Here is a 15,706-nt window from a genome sequence, read left to right on the forward strand (position 1 = left end):
CAGCAGGACACCATACCGATGACAGAAACCGAAGCTCTCGCGCTCGCGACCCACCGTCACTACAAGGGCGGTCTTTATCGCGTGATCGGCGTCGCGCGGCACTCGGAAACCGAGGAAGCGATGATCGTCTACGAACATCTGTGGCCGCACGAACGCGGCTTGTGGGTGCGCCCGGCGCAAATGTTCAACGAGACGCTCGCCGACGGCACGCCGCGCTTCAAGCCGCTCGATATTCCGCTGTAAAAAAAGCCAGCAAAAAAAGGAGACGCAACCATGAACGCAACGACGGGACCACTCGCCGGCGTCAAGGTGCTGGAACTCGGCACGCTCATCGCCGGCCCGTTCGCCGCGCGCTTCATGGGCGAATTCGGCGCCGATGTCATCAAGGTCGAAGACCCGAACGGCGGCGATCCGCTGCGCAAGTGGCGCAAGCTCTATCCCGAAGTGGGCGGCACATCGCTCTGGTGGGCGGTGCAGGCGCGCAACAAGAAATCGGTGACGGTGAATCTCAAGGCCGAGGAAGGGAAGGAGATCGTGCGCCGGCTTGCTAAAGAAGCCGATATCGTTGTCGAGAATTTCCGGCCCGGTCTGCTCGAAAAGCTCGGGCTCGGCTATGAAGTGCTGTCCGCCGAGAATCCCGGTCTCGTGATGGTGCGGCTGTCCGGTTACGGCCAGACCGGGCCGTACCGCGACCGGCCGGGCTTCGGCGCGATCGCCGAATCGATGGGCGGCCTGCGGCACATCACCGGCTACCCGGACTTGCCGCCGCCGCGCATCGGCATTTCCATCGGCGATTCGATTGCCGCGCTGCATGGCGTGATCGGCGCGCTGATGGCGCTGCATCATCGGCAGGTGAACGGCGGCAAGGGGCAGGTCGTCGATGTCGCGCTGTACGAAGCCGTCTTCAACATGATGGAAAGCGTGGTCCCGGAATACGGCGTGTACGGCATGGTGCGCGAACGCACCGGCGCATCGCTGCCGGGCATCGTGCCGTCGAACACGTACCCGTGCCGCGACGGCAGCATCGTGATCGGCGGCAACAGCGATCCGATCTTCAAGCGCCTCATGAACGCGATCGATCGCGCGGACCTCGCGGACGATCCCGCGCTCGCATCGAACGACGGCCGCGTGCCGCGCACGCAGGAAATCGACGACGCCATCGCCGCGTGGCTCGCGACGCGCAGCATCGACGAGGCGCTCGCCGTGCTCAACGCCGCCGACGTGCCGGCCGGGCGCATCTACAGCGTCGCCGACATGTTCACCGATCCGCAATACATCGCGCGCCAGATGCTGCAACGTTTTCCGTGGCAGGACGGCCGAGACATCACGCTGCCCAACGTCACGCCGAAGCTCTCGGACACGCCGGGCGAAACGCGCTGGCTCGGTCCGCAACTCGGTGAACACACGGATGAAGTACTTCAAACGCTCGGGTATGATGCCGACGATATTGCGCGGCTGCGGGCGGCCAAAGTGATTTGACGCGCGCGCAGACAACAAGAATTCCAAGGAGACGAAACACGATGAAACGCAGAACGTTCATCGCGAGCGGCGCCGCGATTGCGGCCGGGGCATGGTCCGCCATGCCGCTCGCGTTTGCGCAGACGAAGCCGGAGCAGAGCAAGGTATCGATCGCGGTCGGCGGCAAGAATCTCTTCTACTATCTGCCGCTCACGATCGCGGAGCGCCGCAACTACTTCAAGGACGAAGGGCTCGACGTCGAAATCGCCGATTTCGCGGGCGGCGCGAAGGCGCTGCAGGCGGCCGTCGGCGGCAGCGCGGACGTGGTGTCCGGCGCGTTCGAGCACACGCTCCTGCTGCAAGCGAAGAATCAGTACTTCCGCGAGTTCGTGCTTCAGGGACGCGCGCCTCAGATCGTCCTCGCGGTGTCGAAGAAAACGATGCCGAACTACAAGTCGGTCGCGGATCTGAAGGGCAAGAAGATCGGCGTGACGGCGCCGGGGTCGTCGACCTCGATCATGGCGAGCTTCGTGCTCGCGCAAGCCGGGCTGAAGGCGTCCGACGTGTCGTTCATCGGCGTGGGCGCGGGAGCGGGCGCGATCGCCGCGCTGCAATCCGGCCAGATCGACGCCATCGCCAATCTCGATCCGGTGATGACCAAGCTCGATCGCGCGGGCGATATCCGCATCGTCTCTGACACGCGCACGCTCGCGGATACCGTGAAGGTGTTCGGCGGCAACATGCCGGCGGGCTGCCTGTATGCATCGCAGAGTTTCATCACGAAGAACCCGAACACGACGCAGGCGCTCACCAACGCGATGGTGCGCGCGCTGAAGTGGCTGCAGGCGGCATCGGGCAAGGATCTGATTTCGACCGTGCCGGAAAGCTATCTGCTCGGCGATCGCGCGCTCTATCTCGACTCGTGGCAGCACGTGAGGGAAGCGCTGTCGCCGGACGGCCTGATGCCCGCGGACGGTCCCGCGACCTCGCTCAAGACGCTGCAAGCCTTTGACGAAACCGTGAAGGGCAAGCCGATCGACTTGTCGAAGACCTGGACCAACGACTTCGTCAAGAAGGCGCTCGCCTCCGTCAAGGTCTGATCGATGTCGTCGATTTCGAAACATGCGCTCGCGCTCGCGGACGTCACCTGCACGTTCTCGTCGCGCGAGAATCGCAATGACCGCTATACCGCGGTCCGCGATACGAGCCTTGCGATCGCGCCGGGCGAGTTCGTCTCCGTCGTCGGGCCGACCGGCTGCGGCAAGTCCACGCTGCTCAACGTGTCGGCGGGGCTGCTCGAACCTTCGTCGGGCACGGTGAGCGTGTTCGGCGAAACGCTGAAGGGCATCAACCGGCGCGCGGGCTACATGTTCCAGGCCGATGCGCTGATGCCGTGGCGCTCGGCGCTCGACAACGTGACGGCCGGCCTCGTGTTCCGGGGCGTGCCGAAGGCCGAAGCCGATGCGCGCGGCGAGGAATGGCTCAAGCGCGTGGGCCTCGGCGGCTTCGGCGATCGCTATCCGCATCAACTGTCGGGCGGCATGAGAAAACGCGTCGCGATGGCGCAGACGCTCATCCTCGATCCCGACATCATCCTGATGGACGAGCCGTTCTCCGCGCTGGACATTCAGACGCGCCAGTTGATGGAAAACGAGTTGCTCGACCTGTGGGCCGCGAAGCGCAAGGCCGTGCTCTTCATCACGCACGATCTCGACGAGGCGATCTCGATGTCCGACCGCGTCGTCGTGCTGGCGGCGGGGCCGGGCACGCATCCGATCGGCGAATTCGTGATCGACCTGCCGCGCCCGCGCGATGTCGCCGAGATCCGCTCGCATCCGCGCTTCGTCGAACTGCATGCGCAGATCTGGGGCGTGCTGCGCGAGGAAGTGTTGAAGGGCTACCAGCAGCAACTGAAGCCCGCCGCTGAATAAGACAATACGATCATGTGGAACAAGCTGCGCCCGAATCGAGCGAATCTCATCGTATGGCAATGGCTGTTGCTGCTCGTGTGCTTCGTGCTGTGGTACGCGCTGACGAGCCCGACGCTCCTGCCGCCTTTTTATTTCGACGACGCCAACAAGGCCGCGTTCTTTTTCGGCGAGCCGCAGAAGGTGCTCGTGCGCATCTGGGAGTGGTTCACGGGCGGCGAGATTTACATCCATCTTTGGGTGACGTTGATCGAAACCGTGCTGGCGTTCGTCATCGGCACCGTGTTCGGGCTCGGCGTGGGGCTGTGGCTCGCGCTCGCGCCCATGACGAGCGCGCTCCTCGATCCCTACATCAAGGCCGCCAACTCGATGCCGCGCGTGATTCTCGCGCCGATCTTCGCGGTGTGGTTCGGGCTCGGCATCTGGTCGAAGGTCGCGCTCGGCGTGACGCTCGTGTTTTTCATCGTGTTCTTCAACGTCTATCAGGGCGTGAAGGAAGTGAGCCCGGTCGTGCTCGCCAACGCGCGCATGCTCGGCGCGAATCGCAAGCAGTTGCTGCGATACGTCTATTTGCCGAGCGCGACGAGCTGGGTGTTTTCCAGCCTGCATACATCGGTGGGGCTCGCGTTCGTCGGCTCGGTGGTGGGTGAGTATCTCGGCTCGGCGCGCGGCGTCGGCTATCTGATTCTGCAGGCCGAAGGCACCTTCGACATCAACACGGTGTTCGCCGGCATCCTCGTGCTGACTGCGTTCGCGCTGGTGCTCGACGGCCTCGTCGCGCTGGTCGAGCGACGGCTCATGAAGTGGCAGCCGAAAAGCGGGGAAACCGAAAAGCTCTGACGCGCGCGCATCACGGCTCGATCACGATCTTGCCGGTCACGCGGCGATTCATCATGTCGTCGAGGGCGCGTGGCGTGTCATCGAGCGAATAGCGTTTCGTGACGACGGGGCGCAGCTTGCCCGCCTTGATCCAGCCGACCATCGTCGCGAATTCCTGATCGGCGATCGCGTGTTCGCGCTGCATGTGACCGCCCCAGAACACGCCCACGATGCTCGCGCCTTTCAGCAGCGCGAGATTGAGCGGCAGCTTCGGAATCTCGCCGTTCGCGAAGCCGACGACCAGATACCGTCCGCGCCAGCCGATGCTTCGAAACGCGGGTTCCGCATACGCGCCGCCGACGGGATCGAAAATGACATCCGGCCCGTTGCCGCCGGTCAGCGCCTTGACGCGCTCGCGCAAGTCTTCTTTTGCATAGTCGATGACCTCGTCCGCGCCATGCTTGCGGCAGAACGCGAGCTTCTCCGCACTCGATGCCGCCGCGATCACGCGCGCGCCGGTGATCTTGCCGATCTGGATCGCCGCAATACCGACACCACCGGCCGCGCCGAGCACGAGCAGCGTGTCGCCGGCCTTGAGTTGCCCACGATCGACGAGCGCGTGATACGACGTGCCGTACGCGAGCGTGAACGCGGCGGCGTCGGCGAGATCGACGTCATCGGGCAAAACGATGCAATCCGCTTCCTTCGCGCGCGCCTGCTCGGCGAACGCGCCTTGCGCGGTATAGGCGGCCACGCGCATGCCCGGCGACAGGCGCGTGACGCCCGCGCCCACCTCGCGCACGATGCCCGCGAATTCCGCGCCGGGCGTGAACGGCAGCGGCGGCTTGAACTGGTACTTGTTCTGGATGATGAGCACGTCGGGGAAGTTCACACTCGCCGCTTTCACGTCGATGACGACTTCGCCAGCTTCCGGATGCAGGTCGGCCAGCGTTTCGATAGAAAGGGTGTCGGGTAGTCCGTGTTGGTTGCATCGTACGGCGCGCATCGCGTCTCCTTGTCCGGGTCTCGTGCAAAGCGTTGAAGTGGGCTCAGTGTAGGGCAGCGACGTCGTCGGGAGCGAGCTTTCGAGTCGTCGTCGCGCCACTTTCCTCGGTTACAATCGTCGGATGCGAATCCTACTCAGCAACGACGACGGTTATCTTGCGCGCGGCATCAATGTGCTGCACGAGGTCCTGCAGCCGCTCGGCGAAGTGACGGTGATGGCGCCCGAGCAGAACTGCAGCGGCTCGTCCAACTCGCTTACGCTGTCGCGGCCCTTGAGCGTTCATCAGGCGCCCAACGGTTTCAACTTCGTGAACGGTACGCCGACCGATTCCGTGCACATCGCGCTCACCGGCATGCTCGAGCATCAGCCGGATCTCGTCGTGTCGGGCATCAACAACGGGCAGAACGTCGGCGAGGACACGCTGTACTCGGGCACGGTCGCGGCGGCCACCGAAGGCTTCATGTTCGGCATTCCCGCCATCGCGTTTTCGCTCGTTGGCCGCGACTGGCTTCATCTCGAAGACGCGGCGCGCGTGGCAGCCGAGATCGTCGCGCATTTCCTCGAACATCCGATGCCGGGCCATCCGTTGCTGAACGTGAACATCCCGAGCCTGCCGTACGATCAGCTCGGCGCATGGACCGTGACGCGCCTCGGCAAGCGTCATCCTTCGCAGCCGGTGATTCGCCAGAGCGATCCGCGCGGCAACCCGATCTACTGGATCGGCCCGTCGGGCGATGCACTCGACGCGAGCGAAGGCACCGATTTCCACGCGGTCGCGAACGGCTTCGTTTCGATCACGCCGCTGCAACTCGATCTCACTCATACGAAGCTCATGGCCGAGACGCGCGAATGGGCGCGGGCCGGGAGCGGTCGCACATGAGCGACGAGCGCGCCAAGCGCTTTCCGCTGGCGCTCGCGGATCTGGTTCGCGAGCCGCGCAAGTCCGCGAACCGTCCGCAGGATCCGCGCGGCAAGCAAGCCGCCGTTTCAGCGCTCAAGTCGTCGACGCCCGCGCAACCGGCCAAGCCGGGACCATCGCGCGCGGCGAGCGCACCGATGAAGAATCCCGCGACTGCCGCGGCGTCCGCGAAGCCAGCGACCTCGGTTTTTCCGGCGCGTTCCGGCGCGAAGCCCGCCACTGGCGCGGCGAAACCGGTTCCGTCCGCGAGCAAAAACGCGACGACGCATCACGCGTCTCACGCCCCGCGAACGAGCGCATTGCGAGCGGCGGCGCGTCCCGCCGAGCGCGACCTGAACGCCACCGCCACCGCGCCGAAAAAAGGCGCGCCCAATGTCGCGCTGGCGAGCACGCAGACGCTCACCTCGGAACGGGTGCGCGAGCGCATGGTTGAACGGCTGCGATCGAACGGCGTGACCGATCCGCGCGTGCTCAACGCGATGTCGGTGGTGCCGCGCCACATGTTCGTCGATCCGGGGCTCGCCGCGCAGGCGTACGAAGATGCCGCGCTGCCCATAGGTCATCACCAGACCATCTCGAAGCCGTCCGTCGTGGCGCGCATGATCGAGCTGGTCGCGACGGGGCGGGCATTGAGCAAGGTGCTGGAGATCGGCACAGGTTGCGGCTATCAGGCGGCGGTGCTGTCGCAGGTCGCCACAGAGGTTTATTCGATCGAGCGTGTGCGCCCGCTGTCGGAGCGCGCGAAGCTCAACCTTCGGCCATTGCGCGTGCCGAACATCAGACTGCATTACGGCGACGGCCGCCTGGGCTTGCCCGCGGCCGCGCCCTTCGACGCAATCGTGATCGCCTGCGCGGGCCTCGACGTGCCGCAGGCTCTGCTGGATCAACTGGCGGTGGGCGGCAAGCTCGTCGCGCCGGTCGGATCGCAGGCCGCGCAGTCGCAGGTGCTGACGCTCGTCACGCGCGTGTCGGCGACGCAATGGCGGGAAGAGCAGCTCGATCGCGTCTTTTTTGTACCTTTAAAATCCGGAGTGATTTGACCCGATGAGTATCCTGCGTGCTTTGCAAGAGGGAAGTGCAGGCCAACGCCTGAACGCGGCGCAGCGCGGCGTGTGTGTGCTGGCGTTGTCCGCGCTGGCGGCGTGTTCGACGCGCATGGACATGGCGCCGGTCGTCGACAGAACGGGCGCGCCCATCGGCACGACGGCGGCCCAGACGCCGGACAACGGTCCGCCGCCGCCGGGCTATTACCGTGTAAAACCGGGCGACACCCTATATCGGATCGCACTGGAAAACGGTCAGAATTATCACGATATCGCGACGTGGAACAACCTGACCAACCCGAATCAGATCGAAGTCGGCCAGCTGATGCGCGTGGCGCCTCCGGGCGCGAATCTCGCAGCGGCGACGCCCGGTGTGGCCACTGCGCCGATCGTGGGCGGCGGCGTGCAGACGCAGCCGCTCAACGGCGCGACCGGCTCTGCGACGCCGCAGCCGGGCGCGACCGCGCAGCCGCCGTATTACGGTGCGAATTCGGGCATGGGCGCCGCGCCCGGAACAGCAGGTGCGGCGGCCGGTATGGCATCGGCGCCCGGCGTGCCGGGTGTGCCTGGCGCGGATGCGAACGCGACGGCGCCCACGGGCCAGCCGGCGTTCATCTGGCCTGCGCGCGGACCGATCCTCGGTACGTTCGATGACGCGAAGAACAAGGGTTTGAATATTGGCGGTGCGGCGGGAGATCCGGTCAACGCGTCGGCGGACGGACGAGTGGTTTACTCCGGAAATGGGCTGCGCGGCTACGGCAATCTCATTATCATCAAACATGACGCGACTTTTCTCACCGCGTACGCACATAATCGCGCTTTGATGGTAAAAGAAGGGGACGCGGTAACTAAAGGGCAGAAGATCGCTGAGATGGGGAACAGCGATTCGGACCGCGTGATGTTGCATTTCGAAGTTCGCCGGCAGGGAAAACCTGTTGACCCACTGAAGTATTTGCCGCCGCAATAAAGCGAAACCATCATGCCAAAAACGAAGCGCCGCCTGCCGCAAGCCGAGACTGAGAAGATCAGCCGACCTTTGCAAGTGTCGGTGGAGGACGGTGCTTCGACTCATGATGACGATATCGATAACGTCGATGTCGAGGTCGACTCCGAGGAAGAAGGCGGCAGCCGGGGAAAGGGCAGCGACGAACCGGGTGAAGGCGCAAACGATTCCGCCCCTGACGCGGACGATTTCCGCTCGCTTTTGCAGGCCGAACTCACGGCCGACACCATTCAGCACTACCTGAACCGCATCAGCGTGAAGCCGCTGCTTACCGTCGAGGAAGAGCAGCGCTATTCGCGCCTTGCGAAGGCTGGGGAATTCGAGGCGCGGCAGGTGATGATCGAGCGCAATCTGCGTCTCGTCGTCAGCATCGCGAAGGGATATTTGAATCGCGGCGTGCCGTTGCTCGATCTGATCGAGGAAGGCAACCTCGGCCTCATGCACGCCATCGAGAAGTTCGATCCGACGCGCGGCTTCAGGTTTTCGACCTACGCCACCTGGTGGATCCGCCAGAGCATCGAGCGCGCGATCATGAACCAGGCGCGCACGGTGCGCCTGCCGGTGCACGTGATCCGCGAACTCAATCAGGTGCTGCGCGCGAAGCGCCATCTGGAAAAAAATTCCGCCAATTCGAACGACAGCGTCGCACCCGAGCGACGCGACGCGAGCATCGACGATATCGCGTATCTCACCGGCAAGACGCCGGAGGAAGTCACCGATATCCTCGCGCTCAACGAGCACACGGCTTCGCTCGACGCGCCGCTCGACCTCGATCCGGGCAGCAGCCTGCTCGATCTTCTCTCCGACGACCAGAGTCAGTCGCCGGATGCCGAAGTGCAGCATCGCGAACTCGAATCGCTGACGCGCCTGTGGCTGTCGCGCCTGTCGGACAAACACCGGCACGTGATCGAGCGGCGTTTCGGGTTGAACCATATCGAGCCCGCGACGCTCGAAGAACTCGCCGACGAAATGGGCCTCACGCGCGAGCGTGTGCGCCAGATCCAGCAAGAGGCGCTCGTGCGGCTCAAGCGCTTTTTCGCCTCCAACGGCGTTCGCAAGGACGCCGTGCTTTAACGCTTTGACGACGCCCGGCACCGGCAGGGCGTCGCGTTCCAGGATTCAATGACACCGATTCTTGTTTTCGACATCGAAACGATCCCCGATGTCGACGGCATTCGCCGTCTCGAAGATTTGCCCGACGATCTTTCCGACCGCGAGGTGGCCGAACATGCGTTCGAGGCGCGCCGCGAGCGCGTCGGCAACGACTTTCTGCCGCATCATCTGCAGCGCGTCGCGGCGATTTCCTGCGTGTTTCGCGACAACAGCGGCTTTCGCGTGCGCTCGCTCGGCACGACCGCCGATGGCGAGGCCGCGCTCATCCAGTCGTTCTATCGCGTGATCGAGAAGTACACGCCGCAACTCGTGTCGTGGAACGGCGGCGGCTTCGATCTGCCCGTGCTTCATTACCGCGCGCTGGTGCACGGCATCGCCGCGCCGCGTTACTGGGATCTCGGTCAGGACGACCGCGAATTCAAGTTCAACAATTACATCAGCCGCTATCACATGCGGCACATCGACCTGATGGACGTGCTCGCGATGTATCAGGCGCGCGCCAACGCGCCGCTCGATGCGCTCGCGAAGCTGTGCGGCTTTCCCGGCAAGCTCGGTATGGACGGCGGCAAGGTCTGGGACGCGTATTGCGACGGACAGATCGACGAAATCCGCAACTATTGCGAGACCGATGTCGTCAATACATATCTGATGTACTGTCGTTTTCAGATGATGCGCGGCGGCTTCACGGCTAACGAGTACGCCGACGAAATCAACTTCGTGAAGAACGCGCTCGCGCAGGAATCGTCGCCGCATTGGGCCGAGTATCTCGCGGCGTTCGGGAACTAGGCGCGGCGTCGTCGTGACGTTCGTCTACAATCTCGCCTTTGCCAATTCGTTAGCCAGGAAGTACGCAGGTGTCTGAAGCCGCTCGCAAAACCCAGAATCGCCGCCGCGCCGCGCCGGCGAAGTTCGTCACGCCCGATCCCGACTTCGTCGCGCCCGAGCTCGAAATCGAGTCGCTCGATATGGAAGCGCGCGGCGTAGGCCGCACAGTCAACGAGAACGGTGAGCCGGGCAAGGTCATCTTCGTCGAAGGCGCGCTGCCGGGCGAACGAGTGAGCTATTCGAGCTTTCGGCGGAAGCCGAGCTTCGAGCAGGCGCAGGTGGTGAGCGTGCTGCGTGAGAGCGTGATCCGCGCGAAGCCGAAGTGCCAGTTTTTTGGCGTCTGCGGCGGCTGCTCGATGCAGCATCTCGACGTGCGCGCGCAAATCGCGGTGAAGCAGCGCGTGCTCGAGGACAGCCTGCAACATCTGTCGAAGCTGCGCGCGGAAACCATGTTCCGGCCGATTCACGGACCGTCGTGGGGCTATCGCTATCGCGCGCGCCTGACCGTGCGGCACGTCGAAAAGAAGGGCGGCGTGCTGGTCGGCTTTCACGAGCGCAAGAGCAGCTATGTCGCCGATATGACGAGCTGCGAAGTGCTGCCGCCGCACGTCTCCGCGATGCTCGTGCCGCTGCGTCATCTGGTGGCGGGTTTGTCGATTCGGGATCGCATGCCGCAGATCGAACTCGCGGTCGGGTCCGACGTGACGGCGCTCGTGTTGCGCATTCTGGAGCCGCTGACCGAAGCCGACGAAGCGCTGCTGCGCACCTTCGCCGACGAACACGACGTTCAATGGTGGCTCCAGCCGAAGGGGCCGGACACTGTCTATCAGTTTTATCCGCTGGATCGCGAACTGGCGTACACGCTGCCGGAATTCGATATCCGCATGCCGTTCAAGCCGACCGATTTCACGCAGGTGAATCACCAGATCAATCGTGTGCTAGTGAGCCGCGCGCTCAGCCTGCTCGCACCGCAAAGGTCGGATCGCGTGCTGGATCTGTTCTGCGGCATCGGCAATTTCACGCTGCCGCTCGCCCGCGTGTCGCGCGAAGTCGTCGGAATCGAAGGCAGCGAGGCGCTGACCACCCGCGCGCTGGAGAACGCGAAGGCGAATGGCGTCGACGGGCACACGTCGTTCGCGTGCCGCAATCTGTTCGAAGTCACCGCCGACGACCTGCGCGCGCTCGGTCAATTCGACAAATTTCTCATCGATCCGCCGCGCGAAGGCGCGCTCGCCGTATCGAAGGCGCTCGCGGACATTGCCCAGTCCGGCGATGGGCCGTTGCCGGAGCGCATCGTCTATGTGTCGTGCAACCCGGCGACGCTCGCGCGCGACGCCGGCCTGCTCGTACATGAAGCCGGTTATCGGATGAAAGGCGCGGGCGTGGTGAACATGTTCCCGCACACGTCGCACGTCGAGTCGATCGCTTTGTTCGAGCGTGATTGATTCGAACGAAGCAGACGCAAAAAAACCGGCCCGAAGGCCGGTTTTTTTTATTGCCTCGGAAAGAACCGAAGCTTAATTGCGGTTGCCGCCGAAAATGCCGAGCAGCGCCAGCAGGTTCGTGAAGACGTTGTACAGGTCGAGGTAGATCGCGAGCGTCGCGCTGATGTAGTTCGTCTCGCCGCCATTCACCACGCGCTGGACGTCGAACAGCATGTACGCCGAGAAGATCACGATGGCGAGCACGGAGATCGTCATCATCAGCGCCGGCAACTGCAGGAAGATGTTCGCGAACGCGGCGAGCAGAATCACGATCACGCCCATGAACAGGAACTTGCCGAGACCCGAGAAATCACGCTTGCTGACGGTGGCGATGGTCGCCATCGCGGCGAAGATCACGCCTGTGCCGCCGAACGCCATCATGATGAGCTGCGGCCCGTTCGAGAAGCCCAGAATGAAGCTCAGCAGGCGCGAGAGCATCAGGCCCATGAAGAACGTGAAGCCGAGCAGGACGACCACGCCCATCCCGCTTTCCTTGGTTTTCTCGATGGCGAACATGAAACCGAACGCGATCGCGAGGAACGCGATGAAGCTCATCGCCGGGCTGGTGGCCGCGAACAGCGAGAAGCCCGTCGCGACGCCGACCCACGCGCCGAGCACCGTCGGCACCATCGAGAGCGCGAGCAGCCAGTAGGTGTTGCGCAGCACGCGGTTGCGTACCTCGACCGAGGTGACGCTGCCATTACGGCCAAAGCTGTAGGGTGATTCGTTCATGGTTTCTCCTTGCTCCAATTGTCTGTCGTTCGGTCTTCCCGCGACATCCGTCACACACGAATGATAAGGTGCGCGGACTTAAGCCAGTATTAGGACCGCTTTGCCGTGCCAGCCTGAAGGCGCGGTTCCCGTTGCAATGCAGCGTTCGGCTCCAATATGGCCCCGGCGCGCGCCGATTTCAATAGTTCTAAAGGCTGATTCGGCCGTCCGGACGGTTAAGTCCTCGCAGGGTTTGATTCTTACGGTGCCGTAAGGTTTCAATCGCAATCATACCTTGCTTCGTGCTACAATTGTCGATTCGTTTTAATCCGTAAACCGTTCATTTTTTGGAGTTTTTCATGGCGATCGAGCGCACCCTGTCGATTATCAAGCCGGACGCAGTAGCAAAGAACGTTATCGGCCAGATCTACAGCCGTTTCGAGAACGCAGGTCTCAAGATCATTGCGTCGCGCATGGTTCATCTGTCGCGCGCCGACGCAGAAAAGTTCTACGCTGTTCACGCTGCGCGTCCGTTCTTCAAGGACCTCGTGGAATTCATGATTTCCGGCCCGGTCGTGATTCAGGTCCTGGAAGGCGAAAACGCAATCGCCAAGCACCGCGACCTGATGGGCGCGACGGATCCGAAGAAGGCGGACAAGGGCACGATCCGCGCCGACTTCGCCGACAGCATCGATGCGAACGCCGTGCATGGTTCGGACGCTGCGGAAACGGCGCGCCAAGAAGTCGCGTTCTTCTTCCCGGAAGTGAACGTCTACTCGCGTTAATTTTCGCGTTGGAATGCGCGTCGGTCTGTTGGCCGTCGCGCGCATCGCGCCTCGACGCAGAAACAAGCAGTATGAAAGAAGCAGGAATTGGCGCGAACGGTCCCGGACGACATAGTCCGGGCTTCGCAATCTGAAATGGCAGAACTCGACATGACGAGCAGCACCACCGTCAATCTTCTCGATCTGGACGCCGCCGGGCTGACCGCGTACTGCGCGAGCCTGGGCGAAAAGCCGTTTCGCGCCAAGCAATTGCAGCGCTGGATCCACCAATACGGTGCCGACGATTTCGACGGCATGACGGATCTCGCGAAGTCGCTGCGCGAAAAACTCAAGGGCCGCGCCAATATGGCGATGCCCGACATCATCAGCGACCACGTTTCCACCGACGGTACACGCAAGTGGCTGATCGACGTCGGCAACGGCAACGCGGTCGAAACCGTGTTCATCCCCGAAGAAACGCGCGGCACGCTGTGCGTGTCCTCGCAGGCGGGTTGCGCGGTGAACTGCCGGTTCTGTTCCACCGGCAAGCAGGGCTTTTCCCGCAACCTGACTACCGGCGAAATCATCGGCCAGTTGCGCATGGCGGAGTTCGCGCTGCGCAAGTCGCTCGGGCGCGAAGTCGGCGGGCCGGGCAAGGGCGATCGCGTCGTCACCAACGTCGTGATGATGGGCATGGGCGAGCCGATGCTCAACTATGACGCCGTCGTGCCGGCCATGCGGCTGATGCTCGACGACAACGCCTACGGACTCTCGCGCCGCCGCGTGACGCTGTCCACTTCGGGCGTCGTGCCGATGATGGATCGTCTCGCCGCCGACCTGCCTGTAGCGCTGGCCGTATCGCTGCACGCGCCAAACGACCCGTTGCGCGACATGCTGGTGCCGCTAAACAAAAAATACCCGCTGCGCGAATTGATGGCGGCGTGTCAGCGTTATTTGAAGGTCGCGCCGCGCGACTTCATCACGTTCGAATATTGCATGCTCGACGGCGTCAACGACACCGAGGCGCACGCGCGCGAACTGCTCGCAGTGACGCGCGACGTGCCGTGCAAATTCAACCTCATTCCGTTCAATCCGTTCCCGGAATCGGGCCTGACGCGCTCCAAGAACGAGCAGATCAAGCGATTCGCGCAGGTTCTGATGGACGCGGGTGTCGTTACCACCGTGCGCAAGACGCGCGGCGACGACATCGACGCCGCTTGCGGCCAGCTCGCGGGCGCGGTGCAGGATCGCACGCGTCTTGCCGAACGCATGAGCCGCGCGGGCAGCAAGACTATCGAGGTACGGGCGATCTGACGGCGCGTTCGAACTGAACGAAGCCGCAGCGAAAGGCGCAGAAAGCGTCGGGATACGGCACTAAAAGCCGAACATTTTGTTATAAAGCGGTCTGCAATGGCGCCGGAGTTGTATCGTTCACGTGGTTTATTCGAACCGAACGCGACAGCGCTATATGAAAGAATCGATGCGAGGAATTTGGCATGAGTGAGCCGCAGCACCCGACGCCTTTCGGCAGTCATTCCGGCAACCGGTCCGGCGGTCAGTACGACGGTCAGGCCGGCGCGGAAGGGGCGGCGTCGAATGCGAGCCAGGCGGGGCCTCTGGACTCGATACAGGCGGTCGGCGCGCGTCTCGCGCAGCTCCGTCAGGCGAAAGCATGGTCGATCGACGACGTCTCCGCGCGCCTCAAGGTTTCGCCCACAAAATTGCTCGCGCTCGAAGCGGGCGATATCAGTCATTTGCCCGATCGCACGTTCGCCGCTGGCATCGTGCGGAGTTACGCGAAAATTCTGGGCGCCGATCCCGCGCCCTTCACGCAGGCTTTCCGGCGCGATGGCGGCGAGATCGAGCACAATCTGAAAGTGCCGGCATCGGCGGGCGGGGGGCTACCGCGCGGTCGCGTGTCGGTGCCGCTCGGCAATTCGTCGAGCCGCAAGCGCTCGTGGATGTGGGGCGTGCTGGCCATCATCGTCGTTCTGGCGGCGCTCGTGACGTGGCATACCGGCGGTGAATCGAACAACTGGCTCGCGCGCCTGAAAGCGACCACGGGCGTGGGCTTGTCGTCGACATCGCCATCGCCGTCGAACGAATCGGCGAGCGCATCGTCCACGCAGACGCCCGACGAGGCAGCGGCCGCGAACACCGGCGAAGCATCGCTGCCCGAAGTGGCGGCCGCGCCCGGCGAGCAGCCGATGCCGCGTCCGCTCGGCACGAACGCGCTGCCGGCTTCGTCATCGACGTTGTCGGCGGTGCAGGGCGCGAGCGCGCCGGCTGCCGCGACGCCCGCACCGGCTGCGAAGACCGCGCCGGCTGTGGCGGCGGCGTCCGCGCCTGCCGTCGCGGGCAGCGGCTCGGGCGCGATCGAGTTGAAAGTGAAGGAAGATAGCTGGTTCAGCGTGCGCGGCAAGGACGGCAAGGAACTCTATTCCGGCCTCGTCCGTGCGGGCAGCACGCAGCGCGTGGAAGGCGAGGCGCCGTTCAAGGTGACCGTCGGCAACGTGAAGGGCGTCGAATCGTTGTCGGTCGACGACGAACCCGTCGATGCCAAGCGCTATTCGTCCGCACGCGGAAACGTCGCGCGTCTCTCGCTGCCTTGAGTCGGCGAGGTCGATCGGTTC

General features: G+C 63.7%; 16 protein-coding genes. 14 read left to right on the forward strand and 2 right to left on the reverse strand.

Annotated features, from left to right (window positions below):
- The first annotated feature begins 18 nt into the window (after nt 1-18).
- The 5 genes from IAG25_RS09230 to IAG25_RS09250 are packed head-to-tail and all read left to right on the forward strand — an operon-like array spanning nt 19 to nt 4,226.
- Nucleotides 19-243, forward strand: coding sequence for a DUF1653 domain-containing protein (locus IAG25_RS09230; RefSeq protein WP_035501030.1), 225 nt, complete (start codon nt 19-21; stop codon nt 241-243).
- 30 nt (nt 244-273) lie between these two features.
- Entirely contained in the window at nt 274-1,479 is a 1,206-nt protein-coding gene (locus IAG25_RS09235) for a CaiB/BaiF CoA transferase family protein (protein WP_187604602.1), read from the forward strand.
- 41 nt (nt 1,480-1,520) lie between these two features.
- On the forward strand, nt 1,521-2,558 hold the full coding sequence (locus tag IAG25_RS09240) for an ABC transporter substrate-binding protein (protein ID WP_187604603.1): 1,038 nt from the start codon (nt 1,521-1,523) through the stop codon (nt 2,556-2,558).
- 3 nt (nt 2,559-2,561) lie between these two features.
- Complete coding sequence (locus tag IAG25_RS09245; RefSeq protein ID WP_222946449.1) at nt 2,562-3,389, forward strand: ABC transporter ATP-binding protein; 828 nt, start codon at nt 2,562-2,564, stop codon at nt 3,387-3,389.
- Between the two features lie 12 nt (nt 3,390-3,401).
- Nucleotides 3,402-4,226: an ABC transporter permease gene (locus tag IAG25_RS09250; protein ID WP_187604604.1), complete on the forward strand. Its 825-nt coding sequence runs from the start codon at nt 3,402-3,404 to the stop codon at nt 4,224-4,226.
- A gap of 10 nt (nt 4,227-4,236) precedes the next feature.
- Here IAG25_RS09250 and IAG25_RS09255 read toward each other — a convergent pair whose 3' ends face one another.
- Nucleotides 4,237-5,211, reverse strand: a complete 975-nt coding sequence (locus tag IAG25_RS09255; RefSeq protein ID WP_187604605.1) for an NADPH:quinone oxidoreductase family protein — start codon at nt 5,209-5,211, stop codon at nt 4,237-4,239.
- Between the two features lie 121 nt (nt 5,212-5,332).
- Between IAG25_RS09255 and surE the strand changes: the two genes are divergently transcribed.
- From surE to rlmD, 6 genes are all read left to right on the forward strand, one after another.
- A complete protein-coding gene (gene surE, locus IAG25_RS09260; RefSeq protein WP_035501021.1) occupies nt 5,333-6,091 on the forward strand; it encodes a 5'/3'-nucleotidase SurE in 759 nt (252 codons plus the stop codon).
- Nucleotides 6,088-7,170 carry a protein-L-isoaspartate(D-aspartate) O-methyltransferase gene (locus IAG25_RS09265; RefSeq protein WP_187604606.1) on the forward strand — a complete coding sequence of 361 codons (1,083 nt, stop codon included), beginning with the start codon at nt 6,088-6,090 and terminating at the stop codon, nt 7,168-7,170. The genes surE and IAG25_RS09265 overlap by 4 nt, the downstream gene beginning before the upstream one ends.
- 4 nt (nt 7,171-7,174) lie before the next feature.
- Nucleotides 7,175-8,140 (forward strand): peptidoglycan DD-metalloendopeptidase family protein, encoded by a 966-nt coding sequence (locus IAG25_RS09270; protein WP_035501019.1) that lies wholly within the window; start codon nt 7,175-7,177, stop codon nt 8,138-8,140.
- Between the two features lie 12 nt (nt 8,141-8,152).
- Nucleotides 8,153-9,250, forward strand: a complete 1,098-nt coding sequence (gene rpoS, locus IAG25_RS09275) for an RNA polymerase sigma factor RpoS (RefSeq protein WP_187604607.1) — start codon at nt 8,153-8,155, stop codon at nt 9,248-9,250.
- A 48-nt stretch (nt 9,251-9,298) separates the two neighbouring features.
- Nucleotides 9,299-10,075: a 3'-5' exonuclease gene (locus IAG25_RS09280; protein WP_187604608.1), complete on the forward strand. Its 777-nt coding sequence runs from the start codon at nt 9,299-9,301 to the stop codon at nt 10,073-10,075.
- Between the two features lie 179 nt (nt 10,076-10,254).
- Nucleotides 10,255-11,559 carry a 23S rRNA (uracil(1939)-C(5))-methyltransferase RlmD gene (rlmD, locus tag IAG25_RS09285; protein ID WP_222946465.1) on the forward strand — a complete coding sequence of 435 codons (1,305 nt, stop codon included), beginning with the start codon at nt 10,255-10,257 and terminating at the stop codon, nt 11,557-11,559.
- 72 nt (nt 11,560-11,631) lie between these two features.
- Here the strand turns inward: rlmD and IAG25_RS09290 are convergent, their stop codons facing one another.
- Complete coding sequence (locus IAG25_RS09290; RefSeq protein WP_187604610.1) at nt 11,632-12,330, reverse strand: Bax inhibitor-1/YccA family protein; 699 nt, start codon at nt 12,328-12,330, stop codon at nt 11,632-11,634.
- A 338-nt stretch (nt 12,331-12,668) separates the two neighbouring features.
- Between IAG25_RS09290 and ndk the strand changes: the two genes are divergently transcribed.
- The 3 genes from ndk (at nt 12,669) to IAG25_RS09305 (ending at nt 15,685) form a co-directional block, all read left to right on the forward strand.
- Nucleotides 12,669-13,094, forward strand: a complete 426-nt coding sequence (ndk, locus tag IAG25_RS09295) for a nucleoside-diphosphate kinase (RefSeq protein ID WP_062605519.1) — start codon at nt 12,669-12,671, stop codon at nt 13,092-13,094.
- Nucleotides 13,095-13,244: 150 nt separating this feature from the next.
- The gene (rlmN, locus tag IAG25_RS09300; RefSeq protein WP_187605050.1) at nt 13,245-14,387 is read left to right on the forward strand and encodes a 23S rRNA (adenine(2503)-C(2))-methyltransferase RlmN; all 1,143 of its coding nucleotides are present in this window, start codon (nt 13,245-13,247) and stop codon (nt 14,385-14,387) included.
- Nucleotides 14,388-14,569: 182 nt separating this feature from the next.
- On the forward strand, nt 14,570-15,685 hold the full coding sequence (locus tag IAG25_RS09305; RefSeq protein WP_187604611.1) for a RodZ domain-containing protein: 1,116 nt from the start codon (nt 14,570-14,572) through the stop codon (nt 15,683-15,685).
- Nucleotides 15,686-15,706: the final 21 nt, after the last annotated feature.

Origin of the sequence: Caballeronia sp. EK, assembly GCF_014384845.1 — a bacterium.
Lineage (GTDB): Bacteria > Pseudomonadota > Gammaproteobacteria > Burkholderiales > Burkholderiaceae > Caballeronia > Caballeronia jiangsuensis.

Excerpts from the sequence above, each read along its gene's own strand:
- IAG25_RS09230 (WP_035501030.1), top strand. The coding sequence starts at position 19 with ATGACAGAAACCGAAGCTCTCGCGCTCGCGACCCACCGTCACTACAAG.
- IAG25_RS09235 (WP_187604602.1), top strand. The coding sequence starts at position 274 with ATGAACGCAACGACGGGACCACTCGCCGGCGTCAAGGTGCTGGAACTC.
- IAG25_RS09240 (WP_187604603.1), top strand. The coding sequence starts at position 1,521 with ATGAAACGCAGAACGTTCATCGCGAGCGGCGCCGCGATTGCGGCCGGG.
- IAG25_RS09245 (WP_222946449.1), top strand. The coding sequence starts at position 2,562 with ATGTCGTCGATTTCGAAACATGCGCTCGCGCTCGCGGACGTCACCTGC.
- IAG25_RS09250 (WP_187604604.1), top strand. The coding sequence starts at position 3,402 with ATGTGGAACAAGCTGCGCCCGAATCGAGCGAATCTCATCGTATGGCAA.
- IAG25_RS09255 (WP_187604605.1), bottom strand. The coding sequence starts at position 5,211 with ATGCGCGCCGTACGATGCAACCAACACGGACTACCCGACACCCTTTCT.
- surE (WP_035501021.1), top strand. The coding sequence starts at position 5,333 with ATGCGAATCCTACTCAGCAACGACGACGGTTATCTTGCGCGCGGCATC.
- IAG25_RS09265 (WP_187604606.1), top strand. The coding sequence starts at position 6,088 with ATGAGCGACGAGCGCGCCAAGCGCTTTCCGCTGGCGCTCGCGGATCTG.
- IAG25_RS09270 (WP_035501019.1), top strand. The coding sequence starts at position 7,175 with ATGAGTATCCTGCGTGCTTTGCAAGAGGGAAGTGCAGGCCAACGCCTG.
- rpoS (WP_187604607.1), top strand. The coding sequence starts at position 8,153 with ATGCCAAAAACGAAGCGCCGCCTGCCGCAAGCCGAGACTGAGAAGATC.
- IAG25_RS09280 (WP_187604608.1), top strand. The coding sequence starts at position 9,299 with ATGACACCGATTCTTGTTTTCGACATCGAAACGATCCCCGATGTCGAC.
- rlmD (WP_222946465.1), top strand. The coding sequence starts at position 10,255 with ATGGAAGCGCGCGGCGTAGGCCGCACAGTCAACGAGAACGGTGAGCCG.
- IAG25_RS09290 (WP_187604610.1), bottom strand. The coding sequence starts at position 12,330 with ATGAACGAATCACCCTACAGCTTTGGCCGTAATGGCAGCGTCACCTCG.
- ndk (WP_062605519.1), top strand. The coding sequence starts at position 12,669 with ATGGCGATCGAGCGCACCCTGTCGATTATCAAGCCGGACGCAGTAGCA.
- rlmN (WP_187605050.1), top strand. The coding sequence starts at position 13,245 with ATGACGAGCAGCACCACCGTCAATCTTCTCGATCTGGACGCCGCCGGG.
- IAG25_RS09305 (WP_187604611.1), top strand. The coding sequence starts at position 14,570 with ATGAGTGAGCCGCAGCACCCGACGCCTTTCGGCAGTCATTCCGGCAAC.